This window comes from Mesorhizobium alhagi CCNWXJ12-2 (assembly GCF_000236565.1).
Classification (GTDB): Bacteria; Pseudomonadota; Alphaproteobacteria; order Rhizobiales; family Rhizobiaceae; genus Allomesorhizobium; species Allomesorhizobium alhagi.
Window position 1 is genome coordinate 1 of sequence record NZ_AHAM01000002.1, and the last position, 10,627, is coordinate 10,627.

The 10,627-nt window shown below is 60.4% G+C and carries 13 protein-coding genes and 1 tRNA gene; 5 read left to right on the forward strand and 9 right to left on the reverse strand.

Features of this window, described 5'->3' with window-relative positions:
• The 5 genes from MAXJ12_RS00170 to MAXJ12_RS00190 form a co-directional block, all read right to left on the reverse strand.
• Positions 1 to 330, reverse strand: a 330-nt coding sequence (locus MAXJ12_RS00170; RefSeq protein WP_157999613.1) for an MFS transporter, incomplete at its 3' end; no start/stop codon positions are given.
• A gap of 169 nt (positions 331 to 499) precedes the next feature.
• On the reverse strand, positions 500 to 1,693 hold the full coding sequence (locus MAXJ12_RS00175; protein ID WP_085983839.1) for a DUF4062 domain-containing protein: 1,194 nt from the start codon (positions 1,691 to 1,693) through the stop codon (positions 500 to 502).
• A 103-nt stretch (positions 1,694 to 1,796) separates the two neighbouring features.
• Positions 1,797 to 2,786, reverse strand: coding sequence for a BMP family lipoprotein (locus tag MAXJ12_RS00180; protein WP_008833696.1), 990 nt, complete (start codon positions 2,784 to 2,786; stop codon positions 1,797 to 1,799).
• A gap of 193 nt (positions 2,787 to 2,979) precedes the next feature.
• The gene (msrA, locus tag MAXJ12_RS00185) at positions 2,980 to 3,645 is read right to left on the reverse strand and encodes a peptide-methionine (S)-S-oxide reductase MsrA (RefSeq protein ID WP_008833697.1); all 666 of its coding nucleotides are present in this window, start codon (positions 3,643 to 3,645) and stop codon (positions 2,980 to 2,982) included.
• Between the two features lie 67 nt (positions 3,646 to 3,712).
• Positions 3,713 to 4,036 (reverse strand): hypothetical protein, encoded by a 324-nt coding sequence (locus tag MAXJ12_RS00190; protein ID WP_008833698.1) that lies wholly within the window; start codon positions 4,034 to 4,036, stop codon positions 3,713 to 3,715.
• A gap of 313 nt (positions 4,037 to 4,349) precedes the next feature.
• On the opposite strand from MAXJ12_RS00190, the gene MAXJ12_RS00195 reads away from it, so the two are divergent.
• The 4 genes from MAXJ12_RS00195 to MAXJ12_RS00215 all read left to right on the forward strand — a co-directional run bounded on the left by MAXJ12_RS00195 (position 4,350) and on the right by MAXJ12_RS00215 (position 7,863).
• Positions 4,350 to 4,439: transfer RNA gene (locus tag MAXJ12_RS00195), tRNA-Ser, on the forward strand.
• Positions 4,440 to 5,202: 763 nt separating this feature from the next.
• Positions 5,203 to 6,552, forward strand: a complete 1,350-nt coding sequence (locus tag MAXJ12_RS00205) for a Do family serine endopeptidase (RefSeq protein ID WP_244421416.1) — start codon at positions 5,203 to 5,205, stop codon at positions 6,550 to 6,552.
• A 109-nt stretch (positions 6,553 to 6,661) separates the two neighbouring features.
• Entirely contained in the window at positions 6,662 to 7,189 is a 528-nt protein-coding gene (locus tag MAXJ12_RS00210; RefSeq protein ID WP_050898764.1) for an MbcA/ParS/Xre antitoxin family protein, read from the forward strand.
• Complete coding sequence (locus tag MAXJ12_RS00215) at positions 7,186 to 7,863, forward strand: RES family NAD+ phosphorylase (RefSeq protein ID WP_008833702.1); 678 nt, start codon at positions 7,186 to 7,188, stop codon at positions 7,861 to 7,863. The genes MAXJ12_RS00210 and MAXJ12_RS00215 overlap by 4 nt, the downstream gene beginning before the upstream one ends.
• Before the next feature lie 29 nt (positions 7,864 to 7,892).
• Here the strand turns inward: MAXJ12_RS00215 and MAXJ12_RS00220 are convergent, their stop codons facing one another.
• Positions 7,893 to 8,633 carry a SapC family protein gene (locus MAXJ12_RS00220; RefSeq protein ID WP_139043745.1) on the reverse strand — a complete coding sequence of 247 codons (741 nt, stop codon included), beginning with the start codon at positions 8,631 to 8,633 and terminating at the stop codon, positions 7,893 to 7,895.
• Between the two features lie 174 nt (positions 8,634 to 8,807).
• Here MAXJ12_RS00220 and MAXJ12_RS00225 point away from each other — a divergent pair, with 174 nt between their 5' ends.
• Positions 8,808 to 9,155, forward strand: a complete 348-nt coding sequence (locus MAXJ12_RS00225; protein ID WP_008833704.1) for a DUF6916 family protein — start codon at positions 8,808 to 8,810, stop codon at positions 9,153 to 9,155.
• Here the strand turns inward: MAXJ12_RS00225 and MAXJ12_RS00230 are convergent.
• The 3 genes from MAXJ12_RS00230 to MAXJ12_RS00240 form a co-directional block, all read right to left on the reverse strand.
• On the reverse strand, positions 9,134 to 9,604 hold the full coding sequence (locus tag MAXJ12_RS00230) for a GNAT family N-acetyltransferase (RefSeq protein WP_008833705.1): 471 nt from the start codon (positions 9,602 to 9,604) through the stop codon (positions 9,134 to 9,136). The two genes, MAXJ12_RS00225 and MAXJ12_RS00230, sit on opposite strands and share 22 nt — an antisense overlap.
• 86 nt (positions 9,605 to 9,690) lie before the next feature.
• Positions 9,691 to 10,209, reverse strand: a complete 519-nt coding sequence (locus MAXJ12_RS00235) for a phage tail protein (protein WP_008833706.1) — start codon at positions 10,207 to 10,209, stop codon at positions 9,691 to 9,693.
• Between the two features lie 10 nt (positions 10,210 to 10,219).
• On the reverse strand, positions 10,220 to 10,627 hold a 408-nt coding region (locus MAXJ12_RS00240), incomplete at its 5' end, for a phage tail protein (protein ID WP_008833707.1).

Below are 10,627 nucleotides of genomic sequence, written 5' to 3' on the forward strand. Positions count from 1 at the left end.
GCCGGCGCCCTCGACCGTGCGGGCGGCGAGGATGGCCTCCGGCTTTTGCAGGAAAGCGAGCGCGATGCCGCCGGCGGCCATAACCGCGCTGGCCGCCGCGAAGCTCATGCGCATGCCGGCGCGCTCGATGGCCCAGCCGGCGGGCAGTGCGGCCAGCGCCACGAATATGCCGATCATCGAGGTCAGCCAGCCGATCAGCATCAGCGAGAAGCCGACCTCGTCCTGGTACCAGCCGACCAGCGGCGCGATCTTGCCGAGTTGGGTTCCGGCCAGGATGCCGGCCAGGAGCAGAGCCGCGATCGCCGCCAGGCGCATGCTTTTGTCTGTCATCGGCCGCTCGTCCCTTACGTCCGCCGCGCGCAACAGGCGGCGGCTCCGCATTTCTCCGCCATCAATGTTTCCGGACGAAGCCGCCGGAATCGCGCCGGCTGAATAAAAAAGCCGCCGGCGCTAGGCCGACGGCTTTCATATATTTGAAATTGATTATTCATCACGTAAACTACGGCCGCTCTCTTTCTTCCACAATATCCCTTATGACTTTTTCCGACGCAGACAATAAATTCTCCTGCCTAACAAATTCATCCAATAAATTACCCATGGACGATACCGTGACTCGTTTTGCCTTGTTTAATTCGCTGGTCATGCGAGGCATTTCAGAAATCGTCTGGCGAAAATCTCTCAGCGTATCTTTAGCCATCGTAAGTTGTCCGCGCAATCCAAGCACCGAAGCCAACCCATCTTTCGCTTGTGCCAAATTATCTTCACTTTTGTTCATATCCCCAATCATTGAAACATACTTAATGAATGCATCAATGCCGGATGCAAAAGCCTGCTGATAAAGCGGAATTTCGGCATCTAATCGTGTCGAATACTGCTTTAGGTCGGCAGCGGCGAGAGAAATTATGCGAGTTGCCGCACCTCGGTCGACGTTTCCAAAGGAATTTTGAGTCAACTCCTTGGTTTCTGCGGTACGCGCCCGAAGCCGCTCACCGAGCTCTGATGTAGCTTCTCCCATTCGACCGGTAGCCTCTTTAAGTTCCGCAAATTTATTTTCAAATAGCTCGGCATAATCGAACAGCCCAAGCTCTTCATCATCTTCCAGAATTTCGCTTGAAGGTAACACAACATCCCTCGGTGGCGTTCCTTCTAACTTCTTGCTGCCTGAAACAAAATTCTGAATTTTCCTAGCCAAATGCAATCTAAGTAATTTTTCAAAATCGAAATTGCTTTTAAAATTCCAATACAGTAATCCCTCACCACCAAGAGACTCTCTAAATTCATTGACCTTTAGAAGTTGTGTGGTATCAATCATACTGGGGGAAACAGATTCGTCTTTAAAATATATCATAATATCCACCGAAGAAGGATTTTCGTCATGGCGAGCCTTCGCCCTCAAAAATTCCTCTAAAGTTCCTGATTCTGCACGCTTTGTAGGCGTTCCGAAACGGCACCACATTATCCCTATGAAGATGTCGTAGTCTTCTGGGATCTGCGTGTTAATTACGTCTTGTGCATCGGCACCCTTAGAAGGGAACGAATGGGTTTCCCAGCGAACCAATTCCAATCGCACCCCAAATTCGCGACTCCAAGTGATATTTAGCTCATTTACTACTTCTTCAAGCTTCGTTCGCTCATCCGTTACATCGCTCGGTGATGCAACAAAAACGCTCAAAACTTTTTCATGTCGCGGCATTTTATCACCTAACCCTACAATTTCTTAGTTTTTATCGTTTTGCATACATTGCAAAAAAAAGCCGCCGGCGCGAGGCCGGCGGCTTCATTTCCTGAGATCAGGATCAATACGGGCAGGAATTGTCCGACATGTAGTCGTGGACCTTGATGGTTCCGGCGATGATGTCGGCCTTTGCCTTTTCGGCTGCCGCCTTCATCTCCTCGGTCACGAGATCCTTGTTGTTCTCGTCCATAGCGTAGTCGACGCCGCCTTCCTTGAGGCCGAGATCGTTGATGCCGGCGGTGAAGCTATCGTTCTTGGCGTCCATGAAGGCGTTGTAGACCGCGACATCGACCCGCTTGACCATGGAGGTCAGGATCTTGCCCGGCTGCAGGCCGTTCTGGTTGGAATCGACGCCGATGCCGAGCTTGCCGGCATCCGCGGCGGCCTGAAGCACGCCGACGCCGGTGCCGCCGGCGGCTGCGTAGATCACGTCAGCGCCCTGGTCGATCTGCGACTTGGCGATCTCGCCGCCTTTGGTCGGATCGTTCCAGGCGGCCGGCGTGTCGCCTGTCATGTTCTGGATGACGTCGGTCGCGCCGGCGGCCTTGGCGCCGCCGACATAGCCGCAGCCGAAGCGGCGGATCAGCGGAATGTCCATGCCGCCGACGAAGCCGACCTTCTTGGTCTCGGAGGCCATGGCCGCCATGACGCCAACGACATAGGAGCCTTCCTGCTCCTTGTAGACGACCGAGCGAACGTTCGGCTTGTCGACGACCATGTCGATGATGGCGAAGCTGGTGTCAGGAAAATCGGCCGAGACCTTTTCCAGCGCCGCCGCCCAGGAGAAGCCGGCCATGACGATCGGGTTGTTGCCATCCTCGGCGAATTTGCGCAGCGCCTGCTCGCGCTGGGCGTCGTTCTGGATTTCGAAATCGCGGTATTCGACGCCGGTTTCGGACTTGAACTTCTCGGCGCCGTTATAGGCCGATTCGTTGAAGGATTTGTCGAACTTGCCGCCGAGATCGTAAATGATCGCGGGCTTGATGTCCGCGGCGAATGCCGGGAAGGACATTGCTGTTGCAGCCAGAAGGCCAAGAACAATACGCTTCATGTGATCCACACCCTGTAGGTTGTTTTTCGTTGGATGCCGCGTCAAGCTCGTTCCCCGGGCGCTTCGCGGCACATGGCGCAGGCCTCCGCCCCCGCTCGGCAGCCACTCTTGCACGGCGAAAAACAAATTTCACGCGGAATCTTGACCGTTTGGAAAAGGCCCGCGGCAAACAGGCAGCAAGGGTTAATCCGGTCTAAGCCGATGCTGGTTGAGGCATGGCACAGGCGACGCCAGTACCTCGGAGGTTGCAATAGCCGTAGGGGTTCTTGGCAAGATATTGCTGGTGGTCCTCCTCGGCAAAATAGAATTCCGGCGCGGGTGCGATCTCGGTGGTGATCTTGCCGCGTCCGGCGCCGCGCAGCGAGGCCTCGTAGGCGTCGCGCGAAGCCAGCGCCGCCTGGTGCTGGGCCTCGCCGAAGGTGTAGATCGCCGAACGATAGGTGGTGCCGACATCGTTGCCTTGGCGCATGCCCTGCGTCGGGTCGTGGTTTTCCCAGAATGCCTTCAGAAGCTCTGCGTAGGGGACGATCTTCGGATCGAACACGACCAGCACCACTTCGGCATGGCCGGTCAGGCCGGTGCAGGTCTCCTGATAGGTCGGATTGGGCGTGACGCCGCCGGCATAGCCGACCGCCGTGCCCCAGACGCCGTCCATCTGCCAGAACATGCGTTCGGCGCCCCAGAAGCAACCCAGGCCGAACATCGCCTTTTCCATTCCCTCGGGATAAGGCCCCTTGAGCGGCCGCCCGGAGACGAAATGCTTCTCCGCGGTCGGGATCGGCCGATCGCGGCCAGGCAGCGCCTCCTCTGGCTTGGGCAGGTTCAGCTTCTTGTTCAGCATGTCGCTCAGGAAAAACATCCGCAATTCCTCTCTAACGTCAGCAATTGGTCCGATACGCTCGCGATGCGCCTCGAAGGGCGCGCTGTCAGTTGCGGATCGCCAGCCGGCCGATCCGCCGCGGCTTGCGGCCGATAGCGTGGAACAGGAAGGCCAGCGCCGCAAAGACGACAAAACCCGGCATATTGAGGATCCGGATCAGGACCGGATCCCAGAAAAGCGTGTGCATGCGATTCTGGACGAAATCCCGGGTCGCCTCCAGCGTGTCGGGCGAAACCGTCGTCCAGCTTGTGGCGAGCGGCGTCAGCACCAATTGCTCGGCGGCGATGGTGCGGGTCGCGTCCAGCACCGCCATGATGACGGCGACGGCCAAAGCGAGCATCGCGAGCAATCGGAACAGCAGGCGCAGCATTCGGATCCTTCAGCCATCGGTTCGACACGAGACATATGGCGCGCCGCCAAGCTTCGCAATCGGCCACACGCGAAATTGAAACCTGGAAACGCCAGCCGTAATACGCTGGAGAGCTTGTCCCCGATGCAAACAATGTCCATCTCACGGCTTGGCATTCGCTGCGAGATCGACTAGATGGGCCCGGCGTTCCAGTGGCTTGGGAGCCGATCCATTCCGATGGACCGACTTGAGGCCCTGATGATTGGCCGCATGATCCAGTTCGAAAAGCCTCCACCTTTTCGGGATCAAGCCCTGGCCGGCAGCGGACGCATGCGGAGAGATGGCCGAGTGGTTGAAGGCGCACGCCTGGAAAGTGTGTATACGGGGAACCGTATCGCGGGTTCGAATCCCGCTCTCTCCGCCAGCATTCTGCTTAAGATGCTGAATACATTATCAATTTGATCTGTTTTCCGGTCTGTTGGACGGCCACTGGAAGTTCTCTGGATTGTACCTTCGGAGGAATGGATTATCGCGATACGCCGCTCGCCGACCTCGCAGTCATAGCAGAACGACATGGCTTCGGGCTCTCCGCGTCGGCTTGTGGGCTATCTCGAGAAGGAATTTTCGGCGGATGGCCGCTGGAAACTCGTTCCAGTTGTTGGTGGCGATAACGACGGATCGATCCTGGGTCGCCAATGACGCAGTTGTCGGCCTCCCGCCACCGATCCCCTCCCTCTCAGGCATATAGGCGGCCATCCACAGCATGACAAACCACGCTGCAATTCCTCGACAGGGGCGGTCGACGGGCGACGCCGTCAACCGATCAGCGGATACCGAACGCCGCTCGGCTGGCTGTTCATCACGGAGAAGGAACTGGTTTGACTGAGCCGCCCGTTCTCACTGCCTTCGCTCCGGCGGCGTCAGAGAGAGAGGGACCGGATTTTGCGAAGAATGCGGCGTCCAAGTCCCCGTGCCGCTGGTGCATCATCTTTCACCGCCGCTCTTCCCGAGTGTGAAACAATTGCCGGTCCTGACAGTTCTGCCCGCTTGCGGAGGCGCAAACATTGGGCCGGCAAGACCGTTAGGCAAGGCTCAGAGAGTATTCGACGATCACTGGAACAGGAGATGCCGATATGTTTCCGGGTTTGAACAAACGAATGTGCGCTGGCCTCGTTGCCGGAAGCCTGATGCTCCCGATGGGCAGTGTAGCGGCGGTCTCAGCCCAGGAGGTTCCCGGCGACTTTACCGGGATCGTTCGCGAAAAAATTCCGGCCGTCGTCGCGATCACGACGCGGCAATTCGTGGAGGATCAAACGAATTTAATGCCCTTCAGCGATTTCTTCGGCCCCTTCAATGGTGGCCAGAGCCCGGTCCAGCCGCAGGTTCGGGAAGCCCTGGGGTCCGGTTTTGTGATCAGCCAGGATGGCTACATCGTCACAAACAATCACGTCGTTCAGGAGGCAAGTGAAATCCATGTCGTCTTTTCCGACAAGGAAACCTCGCCCGCACAACTCGTGGGACGCGATCCGGCCACCGATATAGCGGTGCTGAAGATCGATCCGCGGCCCAATTTGACGCCTATCGTCTGGGGCGACTCGGACGCGGTGCAGCCCGGCGCATGGACGATCGCGATCGGCAGCCCATTCGGGCTCGGCGGAACTGTTACAGTCGGCGTGCTCTCGGCCCGTTCGCGCGATATCCAGGTCGGTCCCTATGACGACTTTCTCCAGACCGATGCATCCGTCAATCAGGGCAATTCGGGCGGCCCACTGTTCAACACGCGAGGCGAGGTGATCGGCGTCAACACCGCCATTGTCTCGCCTACGGGCGGCAGCATAGGCATCGGTTTCGCTGTGCCGTCCCGCACCGCCCGGACCGTTGTCGACCAGTTGATCCGGACGGGCCGGATCGAACGCGGCTTCATCGGGGTGCGTCTCCAGGAAATCACGCCGGCCACGGCCGAAGCGCTCGGAATGCCGGGCAGCGAGGGAGCGCTGGTCGCCTCGGTCGAACCTGGCGGGCCCGCGGAAAAGGCCGGCGTGCAATCGGGCGATGTAATCACGCGCTTCAATGGCAAGGAGATCAAGAGCGCCCGCGATCTCACGCTCGCGGTAACGAGCCAGAAGCCCGGAACCGAGACTACGCTCACGATGAACCGCGGCGGCGCAGAACAGCAAGCTGCCTTGACGGTCAGTCAGCGCGAGGAAGAGGAGGTGCAGACGAGCGCAGTTCCGACGCCTGAAACGGACGACAGCCTTGGCCTCGCGCTCAGCCCTATTCCGGAGGAGGTCCGACCGCAGCTCGGACTCCAGCCCGACGCTTCCGGGGTGTTTGTGCAGGGAGTGGCGCCCAACAGTCTCGCCGCCGAAAGCGGCCTCCAGCCAGGCGACGTGATCGTCTCGGCTAACGACCGGAATGTGACGCAGCCTTCCGAAGTCGAGGAGGAATTGGTGGAGTCCCGTCAAGAGAAGAGACCCGTCCTGCTGCGCATCAGCCGGCAAGGACAATCCCTCTTCGCCGCGTTGGACGTCTCCTGACTGGAGCGAGAAACAAGACTGGCAGCGCAACTCTTGGACCGGACCCCGGAAAGGTCCCTTGCAAATGTCCAAATCTGGACTATACTCATATCCAGACAGAGGACATCGCATGGCGCGCGCACTCAAAAGACAAGCAGGAACAGTCGAAGCAGGGCCGCAGGTGCTCGATCAGTCGCGTTTCGCGCCGGCCAACCGCAGGCGGCTGAGCGCCCCGGCGTTCCGGACTTTTCTGGCCATTGCCGATCTGTGGGGCCTCGGCGAAGAGGAGCGCCGCCTCGTGCTCGGCTACCCGTCGCGATCCACCTACCACAATTGGGCAAAACTCGCCCGCGAGCACGGCGAATTCACGCTCGACGTCGACACGCTGACGCGCATTTCGGCCGTGCTCGGCATCCATCAGGCGCTCGGCGTTCTCTTCGGCGCGGAGCGGGACGGCGTGGCGTGGCTGCGCGGCCCGCATGACGCCATGGTTTTCGGCGGCAAGCCGCCGCTGGCGCTGGTGACCTCCGGCTCGCAGGACGGGCTGCTGACTGTGCGCCGCTTCCTCGACGCGGCGCGCGGCGGGCTCTACATGGAGCCGAACGCGGCGGACGCGGCGTTCGAACCCTATCGGGAAACGGACATCGTCTTCACGTGACCGAACGGCCTGCAGCGGCGCCGCAGCCGTCGCACCGGCTGATCCCGTCGCAATTTCCGCCGATCGGGCTTTTCGATACGGTGGCGACCGCATCGGACCTCGAGGCGGTGATGGACCTAGCTGGTTGGACCAACGACCGCCTCGTCGCCGAACGCATCCGCCGCCTGCCTGAACATGAATGGGTGTTCGGCCGCGCCAATGCCAGCATCGTCATGGCGGCTTTCCTGCATGTCGCGCCGGCCGGCATGCGCTTCAACGGTCCCGACCTCGGCGCCTGGTATGCGGCTGCGGAGATCAAAACGGCGATCGCCGAGGTCGGCCATCATCTGCGCCGCGAAGCTGTCGCGCGCAAGGCGCCGGCAATGCAGCGCACCTACCGCGCTTATTCCGCCAGCCTGGCAGGCGCATATCTCGACATTCGCGGCCTGCAGACTGAGCGGCCGGAACTTTACGCGCCTGATAGCTACGCCGCATCGCAGCCTTTCGGCGAGGCTGTCAGGGCCTCGGGGGGCGACGGCGTTCTCTACGGCAGCGTCAGGTTCGCCGGAGGCGTCAACGTCGCTGCCTACCGCCCCACCAAAGTGCTGGACGTGACGCAGACCGATCATTTCGAGATTTCCGTCTCCGCGGCCGCACGCCGGATCGACGTGCGCAAGCTCAAGGCTGCACAGTAAGGGCCGAGGTTCCGTCGCACCTGCCGCCGCTATTTCGACTTCCTGGCTTTCGCCTGATAGGCCAGAGAGTTCCAGCTATTGGATGAAGCCAGAGGGCAATATATCATGGCGAGGGCACCAGACTTTCTTAACTTAAGAAAGTCGTCGTCGCCGAGAGCGTTGAGGGCAGCTTCGTCCACCACCTGGAAATCGGTCAGATTGAGAACTTCGCGGCCTTCCAGCGTCACCGTGCTCTTGCGCGTGACGAAAAGCCCGAGCGCGTCGATGCTCTCAATGACCGTACGCGTCGCAGCAAAGCCCATCTGGAACTGGTTGCAGAACTCCAGCGCGCCACGCGTCGCCTGGCTGGGTTCGGTGCCGTCGAAAAGCGGTACGGTCGCGCCGTCGCCTCCTGTCAGCGACGCCGTCACCGTCTCGACGATGCGGTCGCTTTCACGATCGATACACAGCGTCAGCCGCTCCGTCGGCTGCTTGTCTTCAGCCAGCACGAAAGGATAGCGGCGTACATAGGCAGGCACGTAATGCGGAGCGGTCCACGAGCCGTCCGGCTCAACGAAAAGGTTCTCGTTCTGCCGCAGGCCGGTGATGACGACCGGCGCCTTCTGCGGGCCGACAAAGACGATCGGATAGGAACGCATCGCCGCCGGCATTTCCGACGCCATGATGGGAACGGCGTGCGCGGTCGCAGCAAAGCCATAATCCGGCTTCGTCACTAGGCTGAGTGTGCCATGCCTTGACGGATGCAAGGCCTCCGGCTTCCGGTAAAACATCGGCAATTGCGTCTTCGAAGCGTCCGGCCCGCTGGCGGATGTTTCTGTAACGGCTGCCTGTCCAATATCGGCCAAATCGTCTACTCCCCCCGTGTCGAGTTCCCCAAGCCATTCCTCTGTTTTCTACGCGAGGCGCCCGCATCGTGCAAACGGCTTTCGGACATCGTCAACACTATGGACAGCCCGGCATACCTGGGCAACAGTGCGCCATCGTCCACCGTCGGCTCTCCCACCATGATCGAAAACCTCACCCGCTCCCATTTTGAACCGCATGTCGGCGACGTCTTCGCGATTGCCACAGAGGGGGCAGACGTCCCACTGGTGCTGAATGAGGCAAAGCCGCTCGGAACGGCATTGCGCGAGGGCGGCGCGTTTTCGTTGAGCTTCATTGGACCGGCGGCGTCTCTCCTGCCGCAAGCGACCTACCCCCTCCGGCACGCCGTTCTGGGCGAAGTCGAAATTTTCATCGTGCCAGTCGGGCGGCATAAGGACGGCGTCGTCTACGAGGCCGTATTCACCTGACGCTGGAGCAGCAGGTAGACGCCCTTGTCCTCAGCTATTTCGAAGCCAACGCGCCGGTAGAGAGTCAGCGCCGGGTTCATCCGTTCGACATGTATGCTGACCGTCTTGCGTTCGGCGCCGGCCTCGTCGATCAGGTCGCCGAGCATCGCTGTGCCGAACCCATGGTTCCGCGCCGCCGGCGTCAGCGCGATATCGATGATCCGGACGTCACGCGGCCAGCGCACGAAATAAAGTCGCCCGACGGCGCGACCGCCGGTTTCCGCTATCAGCCACTCGGCGCCGGGGTAATGGCGCATGTAGTGGGTGTGCTGTGCGGCGAACTGCTGGGCGAGGAAATCGCGTTTGGCAGCGTCTGGCCATCCCGAAGCTGCCAACTCCCCTTCCCGCGTCGATGCATAGAGCGCCGAAAGGAACGGCAGATCATCGTCACCGATAGGGCGGAATAGCAAGCCGGCCGCCGTGGATCTCGCCCATGCCGGGCGGGGGACGGCCGCCCTGCCCGCGCCTTGGGGTGCTGGGCCGGCCGCCAAACCGGTCAGCCGCGCGGCGGAAATACGCCCTGCAAGGCTATGCAGAAATAGCAGGTCAGGTAGGGCTGCATGTTGTTGTGCGGTTGGTCGCCGCCGGCGGGTGGAAGCGCCTCCGGAGCCATTTGGACCAGATTTTGTGTACTGTCCTGCTGATAGACGTTAGCCAGCCGAGCAAGCGTGTTGCCGGTGGCGACGGGCGAATCGCCGAGCGTATTGTTGCCGCGGAGCGCATGGCTGTGCGCCGGAATTTCCGATTGCAGCAGCGTCACCGTTTCCGATCCGGCGGTTTCACCGAGATCGTGCAGACTGAGGCCAGGCCCCTGCCCCGGATGCATAGGCGCCCTGCCCTGCAGGTCCGGCAGAGCAAAATTGCTCTTGCCGTTGCCGCCATAGGTCGTTCCCAAGAGCGAGAACAGGGCCGTGTTCTGCGACAGCGGCATCAGCTGGCCGTCGCACCAAGCCCAGCCTTTCGGAGCGAAGTTGAACGGGAAAATGCGAATTTCGGCGACGAAAGGATCGGCCACTGGTCTGCTCCTAGGTCGGGCTCGGGAAAATCCCGAAGAGCGAAATGATGAAATCGACGCAGAGATAAGGTTGGAAATTCGTGTGCGGCTGGCTGCCACCGACCGGGCTGATTGCGTTGGCGGCCATGGTGACGGTCGGCGTATCTTCCAGATAGAAGAAGGCGCCAGCAGTTCCGGTTTCGGCGGGAACCCGGCCGCCGGGATTGCCATCCGCCGCCACGGAGGACGAACCGAGCAAAGGATGGCTGTGCACGGGAATTTGCTGGATGGTGAGTGTAATCTCCTCGGCGCCGCCGGTTTCGGCCAGGATAAAGCCGTTGCCCTGATGAATCGGAATGCGTCCGCGAAGATCCGGCAGGCTGAACGTACTTTGCCCGTCGCCGCCGTACGTCGTCCCGATCAGTTGGAAGAGCGTTTC